At 66.0% G+C, this 17,317-nt stretch carries 16 protein-coding genes and 1 pseudogene; 7 read left to right on the top strand and 10 right to left on the bottom strand.

Annotated elements, in window-relative coordinates:
- A pseudogene (locus B3E94_RS03675) lies at window positions 1-89 on the top strand (response regulator); the annotation flags it as partial.
- Between the two features lie 101 nt (window positions 90-190).
- Here B3E94_RS03675 and fusA read toward each other — a convergent pair.
- Complete coding sequence (gene fusA / locus B3E94_RS03670; RefSeq protein ID WP_286912362.1) at window positions 191-2,302, bottom strand: elongation factor G; 2,112 nt, start codon at window positions 2,300-2,302, stop codon at window positions 191-193.
- Between the two features lie 73 nt (window positions 2,303-2,375).
- Window positions 2,376-2,801, bottom strand: a complete 426-nt coding sequence (locus B3E94_RS03665; protein ID WP_236236942.1) for a hypothetical protein — start codon at window positions 2,799-2,801, stop codon at window positions 2,376-2,378.
- Window positions 2,802-2,984: 183 nt separating this feature from the next.
- Between B3E94_RS03665 and B3E94_RS03660 the strand changes: the two genes are divergently transcribed.
- On the top strand, window positions 2,985-3,287 hold the full coding sequence (locus B3E94_RS03660; RefSeq protein WP_286912360.1) for a hypothetical protein: 303 nt from the start codon (window positions 2,985-2,987) through the stop codon (window positions 3,285-3,287).
- Between the two features lie 3 nt (window positions 3,288-3,290).
- Here B3E94_RS03660 and B3E94_RS03655 read toward each other — a convergent pair whose 3' ends face one another.
- Window positions 3,291-4,535 carry a 2-aminoadipate transaminase gene (locus B3E94_RS03655; protein ID WP_286912358.1) on the bottom strand — a complete coding sequence of 415 codons (1,245 nt, stop codon included), beginning with the start codon at window positions 4,533-4,535 and terminating at the stop codon, window positions 3,291-3,293.
- Window positions 4,536-4,757: 222 nt separating this feature from the next.
- Window positions 4,758-5,654 carry a transcriptional regulator GcvA gene (gcvA, locus tag B3E94_RS03650; RefSeq protein ID WP_236236940.1) on the bottom strand — a complete coding sequence of 299 codons (897 nt, stop codon included), beginning with the start codon at window positions 5,652-5,654 and terminating at the stop codon, window positions 4,758-4,760.
- A 254-nt stretch (window positions 5,655-5,908) separates the two neighbouring features.
- Here gcvA and B3E94_RS03645 point away from each other — a divergent pair, with 254 nt between their 5' ends.
- The 3 genes from B3E94_RS03645 to B3E94_RS03635 all read left to right on the top strand — a co-directional run bounded on the left by B3E94_RS03645 (window position 5,909) and on the right by B3E94_RS03635 (window position 8,620).
- Window positions 5,909-7,291: an amino acid permease gene (locus B3E94_RS03645; RefSeq protein WP_176518000.1), complete on the top strand. Its 1,383-nt coding sequence runs from the start codon at window positions 5,909-5,911 to the stop codon at window positions 7,289-7,291.
- Between the two features lie 57 nt (window positions 7,292-7,348).
- Window positions 7,349-7,849, top strand: a complete 501-nt coding sequence (locus tag B3E94_RS03640) for a PaaI family thioesterase (RefSeq protein WP_176517999.1) — start codon at window positions 7,349-7,351, stop codon at window positions 7,847-7,849.
- A 75-nt stretch (window positions 7,850-7,924) separates the two neighbouring features.
- Window positions 7,925-8,620 carry a glutathione S-transferase N-terminal domain-containing protein gene (locus B3E94_RS03635; RefSeq protein ID WP_176517998.1) on the top strand — a complete coding sequence of 232 codons (696 nt, stop codon included), beginning with the start codon at window positions 7,925-7,927 and terminating at the stop codon, window positions 8,618-8,620.
- Between the two features lie 119 nt (window positions 8,621-8,739).
- Here B3E94_RS03635 and B3E94_RS03630 read toward each other — a convergent pair whose 3' ends face one another.
- Window positions 8,740-10,356, bottom strand: coding sequence for an inorganic phosphate transporter (locus B3E94_RS03630; protein WP_286912357.1), 1,617 nt, complete (start codon window positions 10,354-10,356; stop codon window positions 8,740-8,742).
- 128 nt (window positions 10,357-10,484) lie between these two features.
- Between B3E94_RS03630 and B3E94_RS03625 the strand changes: the two genes are divergently transcribed.
- Window positions 10,485-10,871, top strand: a complete 387-nt coding sequence (locus B3E94_RS03625; RefSeq protein WP_286912355.1) for a DUF488 domain-containing protein — start codon at window positions 10,485-10,487, stop codon at window positions 10,869-10,871.
- A complete protein-coding gene (locus B3E94_RS03620; protein WP_286912354.1) occupies window positions 10,861-11,292 on the top strand; it encodes a GNAT family N-acetyltransferase in 432 nt (143 codons plus the stop codon). The genes B3E94_RS03625 and B3E94_RS03620 overlap by 11 nt, the downstream gene beginning before the upstream one ends.
- A gap of 123 nt (window positions 11,293-11,415) precedes the next feature.
- On the opposite strand, the gene B3E94_RS03615 is transcribed toward B3E94_RS03620, so the two are convergent.
- The 5 genes from B3E94_RS03615 to B3E94_RS03595 form a co-directional block, all read right to left on the bottom strand.
- Complete coding sequence (locus tag B3E94_RS03615) at window positions 11,416-12,870, bottom strand: right-handed parallel beta-helix repeat-containing protein (protein WP_286912353.1); 1,455 nt, start codon at window positions 12,868-12,870, stop codon at window positions 11,416-11,418.
- Between the two features lie 3 nt (window positions 12,871-12,873).
- Complete coding sequence (locus B3E94_RS03610; protein WP_286912352.1) at window positions 12,874-13,992, bottom strand: polysaccharide lyase; 1,119 nt, start codon at window positions 13,990-13,992, stop codon at window positions 12,874-12,876.
- A gap of 149 nt (window positions 13,993-14,141) precedes the next feature.
- Window positions 14,142-15,542, bottom strand: coding sequence for an alginate O-acetyltransferase AlgX-related protein (locus B3E94_RS03605; RefSeq protein ID WP_176513452.1), 1,401 nt, complete (start codon window positions 15,540-15,542; stop codon window positions 14,142-14,144).
- 27 nt (window positions 15,543-15,569) lie between these two features.
- Window positions 15,570-16,199, bottom strand: coding sequence for an alginate O-acetyltransferase AlgF (locus B3E94_RS03600; RefSeq protein WP_286912351.1), 630 nt, complete (start codon window positions 16,197-16,199; stop codon window positions 15,570-15,572).
- Between the two features lie 18 nt (window positions 16,200-16,217).
- Window positions 16,218-17,312, bottom strand: a complete 1,095-nt coding sequence (locus B3E94_RS03595; protein WP_176513447.1) for an alginate O-acetyltransferase — start codon at window positions 17,310-17,312, stop codon at window positions 16,218-16,220.
- Between the last annotated feature and the right edge of the window lie 5 nt (window positions 17,313-17,317).

Below are 17,317 nucleotides of genomic sequence, written 5' to 3'. Positions count from 1 at the left end.
GCTATGCCAAGGCGGGCAAGCACCTGCGCGTGGTGCACTTGTCGGAGCGTTGCAAGAAGCTGCTGAAGCGGGCCGGCGAGCAGCACTGAGCCCCATCGCCGGCAAGCCGGCTCCCACACCGATCAGTGCAACGCTGCAGATCCCTGTGGGAGCCGGCTTGCCGGCGATCGAAGGCGAAGCCTTCGGCTGATCACTTGCCGCTGGTTTTTTTCACGATCAATTCGACGATACTCGCCGGCGCCTCGGCATAGCGGGTGAACTCCATGGTGTAGCTGGCCCGCCCCTGGGTCATCGAGCGCATCGAGGTGGCATAACCGAACATCTCCCCCAGCGGCACCTCGGCGCGGATCACCTTGCCGGCCGGGGTCTCGTCGCCATCCTGGATCATCCCGCGGCGCCGGCTCAGGTCGCCCATGATGTCGCCCTGGTACTCCTCGGGCGTCACCACCTCGACCTTCATCACCGGCTCCAGCAGCACCGCGCCGCCTTTTTGCGACAGCTGCTTGGTGGCCATGGACGCGGCAATCTTGTAGGCCATCTCGTTGGAGTCGACGTCGTGGTACGAGCCGTCGAACACTGCCGCCTTGAGGTTGATCAGCGGGTAGCCGGCGAGCACGCCGTTCTTCATCTGCTCCTCGATGCCTTTCTGGATGGCCGGGATGTACTCGCGCGGCACCACGCCGCCGACGATCTCGTTGGTGAACTCCAGGCCTTCCTTGCCCTCATCGCCCGGCGCGAAGCGGATCCAGCAGTGGCCGTACTGGCCGCGCCCGCCCGACTGGCGAACGAAGCGGCCCTCGATCTCGCAGGTGTTGCGGATCTTCTCGCGGTAGGCCACCTGGGGCTTGCCGATGTTGGCCTCGACGTTGAACTCGCGGCGCATGCGGTCGACGATGATGTCCAGGTGCAGCTCGCCCATGCCCGAAATGATGGTCTGGGCGGTTTCCTCGTCGGTGCGCACGCGGAACGAGGGGTCTTCCTGGGCCAGCTTGCCCAGGGCGATGCCCATCTTCTCCTGGTCGGCCTTGGTCTTGGGCTCCACCGCCACGGAAATCACCGGGTCGGGGAAGTCCATGCGCTCGAGGATGATCGGCTTGACGATGTCGCACAGGGTGTCGCCGGTGGTCACGTCCTTCATGCCGATCAGCGCGGCGATGTCGCCGGCGCACACGTCCTTGATTTCGGCGCGCTGGTTGGCGTGCATCTGCACCATGCGGCCGATGCGTTCCTTCTTGCCCTTGACCGAGTTGAGCACGGCATTGCCGGAGCTGAGCACCCCGGAATAAACCCGGGCGAAGGTGAGGGTGCCGACGAACGGGTCGGTGGCGATCTTGAAGGCCAGGGCCGAGAACGGCTCCTTGTCGTCGGCGTGGCGTTCCAGGTGTTTGTTTTCATCGTCGGGGTCGGTGCCCCTGATCGCCGGGATTTCCGAAGGCGCGGGCAGGTAGTCGATGACGGCATCGAGCATCAGCGGCACGCCCTTGTTCTTGAACGAGGAGCCGAGGATGGTCGGCACGATCTCGTTGGCGATGGTGCGCTGGCGCAGGGCGGCCTTGATCTCGTCGATGGTCAGTTCCTCACCGTCGAGAAACTTCATGGTCAGCTCGTCATTGGCCTCGGCCGCGGCTTCGAGCATGTGCGCGCGCCATTCGTCGGCCAGTGCCTGCAGCTCGGCGGGGATTTCTTCTTCGCGGTAGCTGGTGCCCTGGTCGGCCTCATTCCAGTAGATGGCCTTCATCTTCACCAGGTCGATCTGGCCGATGAAGTTTTCCTCGCTGCCGATGGCCAGCTGGATCGGCACCGGGTGGTGCCCCAGGCGCTTGTCGATCTGCTTGACCACGCGCAGGAAGTCGGCGCCCTGGCGGTCCATCTTGTTGATGTAGGCCAGGCGCGGCACGTGGTACTTGTTGGCCTGGCGCCAGACCGTCTCGGACTGCGGCTCGACCCCGTCGGCGCCGCTGAACACCACCACCGCGCCGTCGAGCACGCGCAGCGAACGCTCCACCTCGATGGTGAAGTCGACGTGGCCGGGGGTGTCGATGATGTTGAAGCGGTACTTGTCGGCGAACTGCTTGGTCGAGCCTTGCCAGAAGGCCGTGGTCGCCGCCGAGGTGATGGTGATGCCGCGCTCCTGCTCCTGGGCCATCCAGTCCATGGTCGCGGCGCCATCATGCACCTCGCCCATCTTGTGGTTGACCCCGGTGTAGAAGAGGATGCGCTCGGTGGTGGTGGTCTTGCCGGCGTCCACGTGGGCGACGATGCCGATATTGCGGTACAGCTCGATGGGCGTTGTACGGGCCATGACGGACTACCTGCGGCGATGCGGATTCTCCCAAGGTAGCAGAGCGGGAGAATCCTGCTTTACCGCCGGGCCGTCAGTCGGCCTGGGCTTGCAGCAGCCAAACGCCTTCTACTTCACGGGCCAGGCCGCTGGCGGCCAGCAGGGCCAGCAGGCGCTCGTGCAGGGCGGCTTCGGTGAAGGTCTTGAGGGTGGCCAGATCGAGGGTGCCGGCCAGGGTCAGTTCGGCCTTGGTGTACGACAGCCAGGCCTTTTTCAGCGCCTGCGCCACATCGCTGCCGGCGGTGCTGGCGAAACGGCGGTGCCAGCTGCGGCCTTCGAAGGTGAAGCTGTGGGCGTGGCTGTAGGTGCTCGGGTCAGCGCCTTCGCTGCAGCGGTGGCAGCGGCACGGGCCTTCGCCGAAGGCTGCGCGCAGGTAGCTGTTGAAGTCCACGACGGGCTTGAGGGTCAGGCGTTTGTCGACCTCGAACAGGTCGGCGATCAGGGGTTCTTCGGCGCTCACTCGGTGTCCTCGTGTGGTGTGGCGTGCATCGGCGGGCACCCTAACAGATCAGGGCGGGGGAGGCCATGCGGTTGTGCCGTGTGGGAGCCGGCTTGCCGGCGATGAGGCCAGTAGAGACAACAGCGCACGGCTGCCGTACTCTACGCGCCCGCAAGCCTACATCTGACTCCGAGGTAACCCCGCTTGAGCAACAAGTACCCGTACACCGCCATCGTGACCATCAGCGCCGAAGACCGTGGCGGCGATACCGAGGCCTCCGAGAACCCCAGCATGCGCGTCGGCCTCGAAGCGGTGACCGAAACCCTGAAGAAGGTGCATTTCGTCGGTACACTCGCGGCCCCCGAAAAACCCGCCACGCACATCTGCGTGACCCTGGACAACGGCCTGACCTACTACGGCCCGATCGTCAACGGCCACGCCGAACTCGAAGGCGGCTGGATCGCCTTCGAATCCGACATGCTCACCCCCAACGAGCTGGGCCTGTAAGCCTCAGCTCAGCTGCGCCAGGCACTGCTCGAGGATATCCAGGCCTTCCTCGAGCACCTCGGCCTCGATGGTCAAGGGTGCCAGCAGGCGGATGATGTGCCGCGCCTTGCCGCTGGGCATCAGCAGCAGCCCCTTGGCCCGCGCCGCTTCCATCACCTTGGCCAGCAGCGCCGGTGCCGGGCTGCCGTCGGCATTGACGAACTCGATACCGCGCATGGCGCCGACCCCGGTCAGGCGGCCGATGAATGCAAAGCGGCCTTGCCAGCGCGCCACCCGGCTGACGATCGCCTGCTCCTGGCGCTCGCCCCAGGTGGCGAGGTTTTCGTCGCTCATCTGCGCCAGGCTCGCCAGCGCCGCGGCACAGGCGATCGGGTTGCCCGAGTAGGTGCCGCCCAGGCCGCCCTTGGGCAATGCCGACATCAGCGCCTGGCGCCCGACCACCGCCCCCAGCGGCATGCCGCCGGCGATGCTCTTGGCCAGCAGCAGCAGGTCGGGCTCGATCCCCAGGCGCGGGAAGGCGAAGCGCTGGCCGGTACGGCCGAAGCCAGACTGAATTTCGTCGATGATGATCAGGATCCCGTGCTCGTCGCAGAACTTGCGCAGGGCCTGGGCGAACGCCGGGTCCAGGGCCAGGAAGCCGCCTTCGCCCTGCACCGGTTCGAAGATGAACGCGGCCACGTCCTCCACCGCCAGCTCCACGCTGAACAGCCGCTCCATGGCCTTGAGCGCCTGCTCGCAGGTCACGCCGGTGTCGGCGCTGGGGTAGGGCAGGTGGTAGACCGGCCCTGGCAGTTCGCCGACCCGCTGCTTGTACGGGGCGACCTTGCCGTTGAGGTTGAGGGTGGCCAGGGTGCGCCCATGGAAGCCGCCGTCGAAGGCGATGATGGCGCGCTTGCCGGTGGCGCCGCGGGCGACTTTCAGGGCGTTTTCCGCCGCTTCCGCGCCGCTGTTGGTGAGCATGCCGGCCAGTGGGTAGCTGACCGGGACAAAGGCGCTCAGCTGCTCCATCAGCGCCAGGTACGGCCCGTGGGGCGCGGCATTGAAGGCGTAGTGGGTCAGGCGCGTGGCCTGGGCCTGGATCGCCTCGACCACGGCCGGGTTGCAATGGCCCAGGTTGAGTACGCCGATACCGCCGACGAAGTCGATGTAACGTTTGCCGTCGGTATCCCAGACTTCGGCATTGCGGCCATGGGAAAGTGTGATCGGGTGAACGATGGCAATGGATTGGCTAATACTTTCCTGGTTCATGGGGCACGCGGACCTTGTTCGAGTTTCTTACTATCCAAGCGTGCCGGGGTATTATTCCGCAAACGAATTATTTGATTGCGATCATTCCCTGGATTCGTGATCTTTCTGCGCCGGCCTCTTCGCGGGGCAAGCCCGCTCCCACAAGGGCACCACCCAAGCTCGAAGTTGTTGAGTACTTTGTGGGAGCGGGCTTGCCCCGCGAAGAGGCCCGTGCAGGTGCGCTCAATCCCCCTCAGCCACCCGCTCGCGAATCCACTGCACGAATGCCCTGACCTTGGGCACCTCGGCGGCATGCTCGGCATGGGCGATGAAGTGCCGGCCATTGCTCGCCACCGGGTGGTCCCAGGCCACCACCAGCTTGCCCTCGCTCAGCTCCTCGGCCACCAGGTAGCGCGGAATCAGAGCGATGCCGCAACCGGCGATGGCCGCGCGGATGCACAGGTAGAACGTGTCGAAGCGCGGCCCGTGGTAGCTGTTCTGGCTGTGCAGGCCAAGGCCCAGGAACCACTCGTGCCAGGCTTCCGGGCGCGAGGCGCACTGCAGCAGGCGGTGCTCGGTAAGCGCCTGGGCGCTGTCGAAACTGTGCCGGGCGCGCAGCGCCGGGGCGCACACCGGCACCACCTCTTCGCTGAACAGCTCGATGCAAGTGGCCCCCGGCCAGGTGCCCTGGCCGAAGAAGAAGGCGATGTCGGCCTTGGCCTGCACCAGGTCGAACGGCTCCAGTTCGTTGCGGATGTCCAGGTGGATGCGCGGGTAGCGGTCGCCAAAACCCTTGAGCCTGGGCACCAGCCAGCGCGCGCCGAAGGTCGGCTGGGTGGCGATGCGCAGCACCTCGGTTTCGTCGCCGTAGCTGAGGATGTAGCGGCTGGAGATGTCGATCTGGTTGAGGATCTTGTTCACCTCGGCCAGGTACAGGGCGCCGGCCGGGGTCAGGTGCAGGCGCCTGCGAATGCGCTGGAACAACGAGTGCGCGAGCATCTCCTCCAGCTGCGCCACCTGCTTGCTCACGGCGCTCTGGGTCAGGTGCAGCTCTTCGGCGGCGCGGGTGAAGCTCAGGTGGCGGGCGGCAGCTTCGAAGCACTGCAAAGCGGTGGTGGAGGGCATCAGGCGTTTGGACATGGCAAGGATTTACCGAGCAAAAAAGGAAGAAGTTCATTCCCAAATGGAATCATGTGCTTCGAAAAGGTCGTTTGTTGACCCGCGCCTATAGATTAATACTGACCTCGATCAACGATTACAACCGGTGATGCAAAGAGGAGGTCAGTGCGCGACCGGCAACTTCAGAACAAGAAAAAAGAGCAACACACCTACAAGAATTCTGCTCCAACTTTTTCAGCCGTCCGTGTGGCGGCCGACCCATTCGAGGGTTCTCCATGGCTTCGCTAGACAACAACAAACAGCGTTCCTTGCAGCACGGCCTGACATCGCGTCAGGTGTCCATGATCTCCATCGCCGGCATCATCGGCGCCGGCCTGTTCATCGGCTCGTCCAACGCCATCGCCACCGCCGGCCCGGCCATCCTCATCTCCTACGCCATGACCGGCCTGCTGGTGCTGCTGGTGATGCGCATGCTCGGCGAAATGGCCATCGCCAACCCCAACAGCGGCTCGTTCTCCACCTACGCCTCCGAGGCCATCGGCCCCTGGGCCGGCTTCACCATCGGCTGGCTGTACTGGTGGTTCTGGGTGCTGATCATCCCGGTCGAGGCCATCGCCGGCGCAGACATCCTGCACGCCTACTTCCCCGGGGTGCCGTCGTGGCTGTTCGCCTTCCTGATCATGTTCCTGCTGTCGGGCACCAACCTGGTCAGCGTGAAGAACTTCGGTGCGTTCGAGTACTGGTTCGCCCTGGTCAAGGTGATTGCCATCGTCGCCTTCATCGCGGTCTGCAGCCTGGCCGTGTTCGGCTTCTGGCCGCTGGCCGAAGTGTCCGGCGTGAGCCGCCTGTGGGATAACGGCGGGTTCATGCCCAACGGTTTCGGCACGGTGCTGGGCGGTGTGCTGATCACCATCTTCTCGTTCTTCGGCGCCGAGATCGTGACCATCGCCGCCGATGAAACCGCCAACCCGAAAGACAAGATCCGCCGCGCCACCAACCTGGTGGTGTACCGCATCGCGATCTTCTACCTGGCGTCGATCTTCCTGGTGGTGTCGCTGGTGGCGTGGAACGACCCGGGCCTGAAGGCAGTAGGCTCGTTCCAGCGGGTGCTGGAAGTGCTCAACGTCCCGGGCGCCAAGCTGTTGGTCGACCTGGTGGTGCTGGTGGCGGTCACCAGCTGCATGAACTCCGGCCTCTACACCGCCTCGCGGATGCTCTACTCGCTGGGCGCACGCGGCCAGGCGCTGAGCATGACCAAGCGTATTTCCGGCGCGGGCGTGCCCACCGTGGCGGTGCTTCTCTCCACCCTGGCAGGCTTTGCCGGCTGCTTCGTCAACTATGTGTTCCCCGGCAAGGTGTTCGGCTTTTTGCTCTCCACCACCGGCGCCATCGCCTTGCTGGTGTACCTGGTGATCGCCGTGTCGCAGCTGCGCATGCGTGCCCGTGCCGACCGCGAAGGGCGGCCGCTGGAGCTGAAGATGTGGCTGTTCCCGTGGCTCACCTGGCTGGTGATCGGCACCATCTTGCTGGTGCTCGGCTACATGCTGTTCAACGAGGCCTACCGTTACGAAACGCTGATGACCGCTGGGGTAACCCTGTTCATCCTGCTGGTGTCGCTGACCCAGAAGGGCGGCAAGGTGGTTGCGCAGACGGCTTGAGCTTTCTGATTTAATGGGGGCGTTGCGCGCCCCCATTCCAACAAGCACAGGAAGCGTATGAACGAGCACACCCTTTCCCTCCAGGCCCTGGCCGCGCCCGAAGGCACCTGCTACGGCTGCGGCTGCTCCCACCCCAGCGGCCTGCACCTGCAAAGCCACTGGGACAGCGACGGTATCCACCTTTTGTGCCGGCACAACCCCGACAGCAGCTTCATCGGCTGGCCCGGCCTGGTCTACGGCGGGCTCCTGGCGATGCTGGTCGACTGCCACTCCAACTGGACGGCCATGGCCTACCACTACCGCGCCGAGGGCCGCGAGCCCGGCAGCCTGCCGCGTATCGATTGCGTCACCGGCAGCCTGGGCGTGAACTACCTCAAGCCCACGCCGATGGGGGTCGAACTGCTGCTCAAGGCCCGCGTCGAAGGTGAAGTGGGGCGCAAGACCCGCGTGCTGTGCGAGGTCTGGGCCGGCGATGTGCTCACCGTCAGCGCCGACTCGGTGTTCGTGCGCGTCGACACCGAAAAGCTCAAGCTCAAGGCGCACGGCCAGGCGAGCTGAGCACCGGCCGGTGATGGTCAGCCGCGCGCGATGCCACTAGAGTGACAAGTTCCACTTCCCTGGCACAGGTTGACCATGACCGATCTCAGCGCATTCCCCATCACCCGCAAATGGCCCGCGCAGCACCCCGAGCGCCTGCAGTTGTATTCGTTGCCCACGCCCAATGGGGTGAAGGTGTCGATCATGCTGGAGGAGATCGGCCTGCCCTACGAGGCGCACAAGGTCAGCTTCGACAGCGACGAGCAGATGAGCCCGGAGTTCATCTCCCTCAGCGCCAACAACAAGATCCCGGCGATCCTCGACCCCAACGGGCCGGGCGGCCAGCCGCTGCCGCTGTTCGAGTCGGGCGCGATTCTGCAGTACCTGGCCGAGAAGAGCGGGCAACTGCTCAGCCAGGACCCGGCCACCCGCTACCAGACGATCCAGTGGCTGATGTTCCAGATGGGCGGCATCGGGCCGATGTTCGGCCAGGTTGGCTTCTTCCATTTCTTTGCCGGCAAGGACTTCGAAGACAAGCGCCCGCGTGATCGCTACGTCAACGAATCGAAGCGCTTGCTGGGCGTGCTGGACCGGCATCTGAAGGGCCGCGAATGGATGGTCGAGCACTACAGCATTGCCGACATCGCCATCTTCCCCTGGGTGCGCAACCTGGTGGAGCGCTATAACGCGCGGGAGCTGGTGGGGTTCGATGAGTTCAAGGAAGTGCAGCGGGTGCTGGCCAGGTTCCTCGAGCGGCCGGCGGTGCAGCGTGGGCTGAAGATTCCGGGTTGATGTGGGCAGGTCTGGCCCTATCGCCGGCAAGCCGGCTCCCACGGGTACTCCACAGCACTCAGGCCCAGTGGTGTACCTGTGGGAGCCGGCTTGCCGGCGATAGGGCCAGCCCGGTCAGCTCAAAAAATCTGGTTGAGCAGCCAGTACAGGCTCCCCGCCAGCAGCATCGCCGCCGGCAAGGTCAACACCCAGGCCATCAGCAAATTGATCAGCGTGCGTTTCTGAATCCCCGAGCCATTGGCGACCATGGTCCCGGCTACGCCGGAGCTCAGCACATGGGTGGTCGAAACCGGCAGGCCGAACATGTCCGCAGCACCGATGGTGCACATCGCCACCACCTCGGCCGAAGCGCCCTGGGCATAGCTCAGGTGGGTCTTGCCGATCTTCTCGCCCACCGTCACCACGATGCGCCGCCAGCCGACCATGGTCCCAAGCCCCAGGGCGATGGCCACGGCCACCTTGACCCACAGCGGGATGTAGCGGGTGGCGTCGTCGAGCTGGGTCTTGAACAATTGCACGTGGCTGCGGGTGTCGGCGTCGAAGCTGACCAGCTGGTTTTTCTCCATCAGGCGGATCGCTTCGCTGGTCAGGTACATGTCATTGCGCACGTTGGCCATGGCCTCGGCCGGCACCCGCTTGAGCGAACCGTAGCCTTTGACTTCCTCGCCGATCATGCCGGTGAGGCTGGCCAGGGCAGGCACCAGTTGCGGGTTGGCCTTGGGCTCTGAGATGAACGCGGTCAGCACCTGGCGCGGGTCGCCGGGCAACGGCCGCGGGTCGGAGCGCACCAGGGCCTGGCGGGTCACTTCGGCAACGGCGGAGAACTGCAGCGCCTGCTCGCTGGGCATGGTCTTGTTCAGCGCGTAGGCCATCGGCAAGGTGCCGACCAGGATCAGCATGATCAGGCCCATGCCTTTTTGCCCGTCGTTGGAGCCGTGGGCGAAGGAAACCCCGGTACAGGTGAGGATCAGCACCCCACGGATCCACCAAGGTGGCGGCGTGCGGCCTTCCGGTGCCTGGTACAGCTCCTTGCGCTTGACCAGCGCGCGCAGGGCGAGCAGCAGCAGGGCGGCGCAGGCGAAGCCGATCAAGGGCGAGAACAGCAGGGCGTAGCCGACCTTGCTGGCCTGGCCCCAGTCCACCCCGCTGGTGCCGTCGCGCCCATGCATCAGGGCGTTGGCCACGCCTACGCCGATGATCGAGCCGATCAGGGTGTGCGAGGACGAGGCCGGCAGGCCCAGCCACCAGGTGCCGAGGTTCCAGATGATCGCGGCCAGCAGCAGGGCGAAGACCATGGCGAACCCCGCGGTGGAGCCCACCTGCAGTATCAGCTCCACCGGCAGCAGGGCAATGATGCCGAAGGCCACCGCGCCGCTGGAAAGCAGCACGCCGAGGAAATTGCACAGCCCCGACCAGACCACCGCCACCGGCGCCGGCAGCGAGTGGGTATAGATCACCGTGGCCACGGCATTGGCGGTATCGTGGAAGCCATTGACGAACTCGAAGCCCAGGGCGATCAACAGCGCCAGGCCCAGCAGCAGAAACGGCGTGACCGTGGTGATCACCGTGCCGCTGGCGCTGACGTCCTGCTTGAGGCTCCAGGCGGTGTAGGCGATGCCGGCCATGAGCAGGCCGAAGAACAGAAAGAGTGTGGCGCGCCCGGGTTTGTGCGACAGCTGCGGGCGTGAATCGCGGTGGGCCAGTTGCGGCTGGCTGGCCAGTGACGGGGTTGCCATGGTGGCTCCGAGTGGCTTCAGGCGAAGGTGCCGAAGGCTGTCAGCATAGAAACAATTCGTTACCGGGACGTGACCTCGGTCAATGAATTACCTAGGCTCAAGACGAGTGGTAAAGGCAGGAGAACCCCATGATTCGCTGCAAGCGCGTCTATGACGCGGCTGACCCCGGCGATGGCCAGCGGGTGCTGGTCGACCGCCTGTGGCCGCGCAACAAACGCAAGGATGAGTTGCACGGCCAGTGGCTGCGCGAGGTGGCGCCGTCGGCTCAGTTGCGCAAGGCGTTTCACCAGGGCGAGCTCGATTTCAATGCGTTCACCCAGCGCTATCGGCAGGAGCTGGCAGCGCATCCCGAGCACTGGTATCCGCTGCTGGACTGGCTGGCCAAGGGTGACCTGACCCTGCTGTATGCCGGCAAGGACACCGAGCACAACAACGCCCAGGTGCTGGCCGCCTGGCTCGAAGAGGAATGGGAACGGCGCGCGCCGGGCAGTTCGCCGGTGTGCTATGCCCCTTGAACTCAAGCGCGCCAGCGACCAGGACTGCACCTTCGCCCGCGACCTCACGCGCCGGGCGATGCTGCCTTATTACCGCCAGTTCGATCTGCTGTGGGTCGAAGAGGCCTTCGACCAGGCCTGGGGCTGGCGCGAGCAGTGGCTGATCGTCGAGGGGCAGAGCGTGCTGGGTTTCTGCAGCCTCAGCCAGGACCGCCAGGCGCTGTTCATTCGCGAGCTGCATTTGCGGCCAGAGCAGCGTGGGCGCGGGGTGGGCGGCTGGGTGCTGGAGCAGTTGGCCGCTTGGGCCGGGCAGCGGCGCTTGCCGTTGCTGAGGTTGATGGTGTTCAAGAGCAACCCGGCGCGGCGGCTGTACCTGCGCCATGGGTTTGTCGAGATGGGCGAGGATGAATGTTTCGTGCGTATGCAGCGGGTGGTGGGGTGACTTTGCCGGCCTCTTCGCGGGGCAAGCCCGCTCCCACAGGTACACCGCTTAATTGAAGGACAGCGGTGTACCTGTGGGAGCGGGCTTGCCCCGCGAAGAGGCCGGCACAGCCGAGCAAAGATGTTACTGCTGCTGCACCCGCACCGTGCCCCCCTGGCGCACAGTGGCCTCCAGCAGTTGCCCCTGCAACGGCAGCAAATCCCCAATCAACAGGTTCTGCAGCAACGGCTTGCCCTCATAGCTGTTCGCCCCCAGCACCACATCACGCACCCCCTCCACCCGCACCAGCGCCTTGCCCACCTGGCCCAGGCGGTTGCCGCTGAGCACCAGCGGCCCCGGCAGCGGTGCGGCGTTGCGCACGCTCACGGCATACTCCGAGGTATTGCCAATCCGGTTGTCGAGCAACGCCACGGCGCCCACCTCGCTGGCATCCACCGCGCTGCCCTGGCTGCTGGCCAGCAGGTTGTCGTCGATCACCAGCGGCGCCGCTGCGGTCGGTGCCAGGTTGCGCAGCTGGATGCCATTGCCGCGGCTGTCGCCGATGCGATTGCCCGCCAACAGTACCGCCCCTTGCTGCTCGCTGACCTCGATGGCCGCCTTGGCCGCGCCGAGGATCAGGTTGCCTTGCACCAGCGCCCGGGTCTGCCCGCGCAGGCGCACGCCGCTGTTGTTGTCGATGCCGCGCAGCTGGTTGCCCTCAAGCTTCAGCTGGCTGTCGCGCACGTCGATGGCGTACTGCTGCGACTGCTCGAACTGGCTGGCGCCGATGGTCGCCTGGCTGTGCTGCAACTCCACCGCGCTGGACATCTGGCTGAAGTGGCTGTCGCGGATCAGCACCGTGGCCAGGCGCGTGCTCGCCGGCTGCTGGGCGCTCAGGGCGGTGGTCAGGCCGCGCGAGAGGTTGGCGTTGTAGCCCAGGCGCTTGAGGGTCGAACCGAGTACCTGGGTGTGGCTGCCGGCCCAGGCCACCACGAACGGGCGCCAGGCGCGTTCGGTGGCGCCGGGGCGCTCGCCGGCCATGCTTTCCAGGCTCGACTGGTTGAGCCCCAACCAGCCCTGGTTGATCAGCGCGGTGCCGGAAAAACTCGACAGGTACAGGCTGGTGCCTTCGATCACCAGCCCGGCATCGGCAGCGATCAGCAGCGGATAGCTGAGCAGGTAGCCGTCCTTGTAGCGCTTGAGGATGCGCGGGTCGCCAAGGGCATCGTGCAACTGCGCCAGGGTGATGCTGCCGCCGCGCAGCTGCACCACCTGCGGGTGATGCGCCTGGTAGCCGGCGATGGCGCGGAACAGGCCGTTGTTGACGAACGGCTCGAACGGCCAGCTGCCGGCCTGGGCCGAGAACATCGGCTGCAGGCTGACGCTGGCGCGGCCTGCCGGGCGCGGGCGTTCGGCCTGCTGGAAGGCCACGGCCTGGCGCACCTGCTGGCGCAACTGGTCGACCTTGAGCTGGCGCTGGTCCTGGGTCAGCTGGGTCACCGTCTGGTTGGCCGGCAGCGCCTGGCTGGCGGCGTGGGCCGTGCCGGCCAAGCACAAGGCGGCCAGGCAGGTGAGGGAAAAGCGGGCGAGGGCGGCCATGGTTCAGCTCCTTGATCCGGGCAGTGGCGAGTAGAAGGGTTTGAGCGGGCCACCGAGCTGGCTGTAGTTGTCCACCTCGCCGTCTTCGCTGTCGTACAGCTGGCGCGCCAGGGCGTGCCGGGGGTTGCGCTCGAGGAACGGGATCAGCCAGGCCAGTTTGTAGGGCGCCACGTCGGTTTGTGCCTGGCCCTTGAGTTCGGGCAGCTCATCGGGGGCGAGCACGCTGCGGGCGGCGAAGTTGGCCAGCAGGTCCAGGGTGTGCTGGTCTTCGGCGCTCCAGCCCAAGCCATTGGCGCGTGCCGATTCTGCCAGCAGCACCAGCGGTACCAGGGCGTACTGGCTGTAGGTGGCGGCCAGCTTGCTGCGCGCCACTTCCAGCGGCAGGTAGGCATAGCTGCCGTCGCTGCTGCGCACTGCCTGGGCCAGGCCGCGGCGCAGGTTGCCGTCGGCCCACTGGATGAAGTCGTCGCGGCCCACCAGCATGCCGGTGGCGGCCACCGCCCAGGCCGCCCAGTAGTCGTGGTTGTTGAAGTACACGCCCTTGGCCGTGCGGCGTGGGTCGTATTCGGCGATCACCAATTCGCCCAGGCGGCTGAACCAGGTTTTCTGCGCCGGGCTCAGTTGCAGCTTGCCGTCGCTGGCGGCTTGGGTCAGCAGCACGCTGCCGGCCATGGCCGCCAACGCCCACTTGCGTGCGGCCATGCCGGTGCCGCTGGCATCGGGGTTGAGCAGCGCGCCGGCTTCGGCCCAGCGTTGCAGCCATTGGTCCTGGCAGGCCAGGGCCATGTTGGCCTGCTGGGGTTTCTTGGCGCGCTGGAAGCGCTTGCTGGCGTAGATCAGGCCGCCGACGAACTGCTTGACCTGCTTGCCGATGCGCTCGCTGTCGGCGTCGGGGCTGCTGCGCAGGGTCGACTTGCTGGCATCGCGCTGGTCGTACTTGCTTTGCAGGTGCAGGGTGCCGGTGTAGGGCGCGGGCGGCTCCTGGGTGCAGGACAGGGTACGGTAGTCGGCGATCATGGCCGACTGCGCGGTGCTGTGGGCGGGCCAGATGGATTGCGCGGCCTGGGTTTGCGGGCAAAACAGCGCCAGGGCCAGCAGTATCGGGGCCGCCTTGCGGCCCATCGCTGGCAAGCCAGCTCCCACACCGATGGCGTGAGCGCTGGAGGTTCCTGTGGGGGCCGCCTTGCGGCCCATCGCTGGCAAGCCAGCTCCCACACCGATGGCGTGGGCGCTGGAGATTTCTGTGGGAGCCGGCTTGCCGGCGATGGCGGTCACAGACACAGCCGCGTCTCCACGTCGGTAGCCACTGTCCCCGGCTTGGTCGGTTCCATGAACACCGACAGCAAGTTGGCCCCGGCAAACGCCGGGTCCTTGCTCAGCTCCAGGTAATACTGCCCCCCGGTCACCGCCGCCTCACGGCGGAACCACACCTTGTCCCGCGCGCCATTGTCGTAATAGACGATGATGTAGAAGTCCTTGACGTTCTTGTCACTCAAGCGAATGTCGAGAAACCCCTTCGAACCGCTCAGCGACTGGCGCCCACTGCCGGCATTGCTCAGCAGCTCGATGCGTTCGCCCACCTTCAGCGCCGGGCGCTGCAGCTTCGCCCCCAGCACCTCCTTGGACACCGCGCAGCCGCCCTGCACCGCAGGCACCAGCTGGCGGTACATCAACGGCGAGTCGAGCCGATAGTTGGCCGGCAGCTCCCAGACGATCAGCTTGGGCGGCGCCTTGGGCTTGTAGTCGCCAGACAGCAGGTACTCCAGCAGCGAGCCATCCTCGCCTACCCCCGGCAGGGCATAGTTGAGGATGTCCACCCCCAGGTACTGCTTCAGGTAGCCATCGAAGTTGAACTGCTTGCTCTCGTCTTCACGGGCGGCGGCGTTACTGTCGCCGACCAGGATCACTTCGGGGTCGGGCGCTTCGTCGAACAAGGCGTCGGCGCCCGCGGCCTCGGGGATGGTCTGGTAGCCGCGCACGTACTGGAAACCGTAGTTGTTGCCACAGATGTAGCTCAGCGCCAGGTTCAGCGTGCCGTCCTTGGGCACCATCACGCCCGGCTCGGTGCGGTAGGCCTTCTTGGCCAGCCCGGCGTAGAACGGCTGCCGGCGGATTTCCTCGGCCATCAGCTTGGCCGTGGCCTCGGCGCCGTTGGGCGTCCAGTGGTGGTCGCGGCGGAAGAAGTACTCACCCTCGGGCGGCTGCTGCACCAGCTGCATCATCGGCGCCACCACCGCACCGCCCTGGCGCAGCTGGCCCAGGTAGCTGCCCAGGTTGCTGCTGGCGCGGGCGTAGTCGAAGCCGTGCAGTTGCCCCGGCAGCAGCTTGTCGCGGTGCATCAGCCCACGGGTCGGCTGGATCGCCATGGCCACATGGATGCCCTGGCGCTCGAAGGCCTGCATCAGGCGGGCGAACTCCGGGCGCATGGGGGCGGGGATGCCGAAGTCGTTGGTCAGGTCGACCATCGAGCGGAACAGCCAGCGGTCCTTGCCGGGCACGATCTCGCGCATCAGCTTCATGCGCCCTTCGCCATAGCGTTGCGGGTCGCTCAGCGCCGGGCAGACCATGCACTGCAGGTTTTCACAGCCGGCCTTGCCCGCCGGCGCGGCCTGGCCGGGCAGGCTGAGCACGGCCATGGCCAGGCCCAGGGCGGAGGTTAGAAGCGTCTTCATGTGCCATTCATCCTTGCAGCGTGGGCGTCACTCGGTGGGGTCGATGCTGTTGGCCAGGGTCATGCTGCGGTTGCCCGGCAGCAGCACATAGCTGTAGGAGCGGCCCTTCTTGAGGAACTGCTCGTCGAAGCTGGCGACCTTGGTGTCCTGGGCATAGGCGGCGAAGTCGATCTTGATTTCGTTGACCATGCGCGTGCCGGTCTGGCCGTTGGCGAGCGGGGCGACCACCTCGTGCTTGCCATCGGAGGTCTTCAGCGCAGCCTGGGTGGGGGTCAGGTTGTAGAAAGCGATCTGGGCCTTTTTCGGCTCGTTGACGTACTTGTCGCTGATCAGCGTCAGCTGCTTGCCGTCATACACCACGGTGCTGGCGGCATTGGCCTTGAGCTGCGGCTCGATGGCCTTGCCGGCGACGGCGATCTTGTGCGCGCCTGCCGGGGTGAAGCGGTAGCCGCTGAGCTGGCCGGCGGCGACCCGCTGCGGGTTGACCTTGCCGCTGAGGGTCACGTCGATGTTGCTGTCGGACAGGTTGAGCACGCGCACGAACGCCGAGTCGGCCGGGGCCACCGCGTCATACAGGTCGGCATTGCCCTCGGCGGCCAGGGTGGCGTGGCTGGCGGTGGCCAGGGCGATGGCAGCGAACAGGTGGGTCAGTTTCATCGGGTTCTCCATGATTCGTCAGAAATGTTGCGGCGTGGCGCTGCGGCTGAGCGAGCCGGGCCGGTGGGCAAGCAGGGTGCGCAGGGGGAATTCCCAGACCACGGTGTCGATCTGCGCGTTGGCCAGCTGGTCGCTGGCCAGGAACTGGTTCATCGCCTCGAACGGGCCGCGGGCTTCCACGGCGATGCTCAACAGGTCGCGGTTGAGCGCTTCCTTGAGAAAGCCGACGAAATTCCAGTCGTCGATCTTGCTGTAGCTGGTGCCCACCAGCAGCAGGCTTTGGTCCTGCTCGGCGAACAGGTCGTCGGCCTGCTGCTCGGCCTTGAGGGTTTCGTACAGGGCGATCGGGTTGGGGCCGAACTGCGGCGCCAGGCGCGCGTGGTCGAACTGGATGTAGTTCATCAGGTCGCCCTTGACGCTCTTTTCGCCGGCCTTGTGCGACACGTACACCTGGTCACCGAGCAGCTGCGGGCGCTGGCGCGCCAGCTCGTAGGCCGACAACCGCGCGCCTTCCGGGCTCCAGTGGGTGTCGGACTTGAGAAACAGCTGCGGGCCGTCGAGGTTGGCCAGGAACGCCGAGCGCAGCGGCACCACGTCCAGCTGGCGGCGCTGCAGCTCGGCGACAAAGCGGTCGTAGAGGCTGCTCACCCGCGGGTCGAAGGCCTGTTCGGCATGCGCCGCGTACACGTCCAGCTTCATCGGCAGCGGCAGGATCACCAGCTGCTTGCCATGCTCGGCCAGTTGCGCCCGCACCTTGGCAATCTGCTCCAGCTGGCTGCCCAGGTTGGCCTCCAGGTCGTTGGGCACGCGGTACTCCTGGTTGGTGTAGAGCCAGCCATCCTTGCCCAGCACCACGCCCTTGGTGCCTTCGCCGAACAGGTGGAACTGGGCGTCGGCCCACAGCTGCACCGACGGCTCACGCAGGAAGAAACGCTTGTCGTAGGCCTGCTCGAACTTGCGCAGCAGCTTGCCGTCGACGAACAGGTTCCAGGTGTCGGTGGAGGTGCGGGCGAAGCTCGCCACCGGCGGCAGCGAATAGATGAACATCGCCCCCAGCACCAGGGCGAAGATCAGGCCATTGGCCTTGCTGGCCGAATTCATTACCGGGTACATGGCCG

The sequence above is a fragment of the Pseudomonas sp. UBA6315 genome, from assembly GCF_002438125.1.
Lineage (GTDB): Bacteria > Pseudomonadota > Gammaproteobacteria > Pseudomonadales > Pseudomonadaceae > Aquipseudomonas > Aquipseudomonas faucium.
Note: the sequence above shows the minus strand (reverse complement) of the source record. Positions and strands in the feature narration are given on the sequence as shown.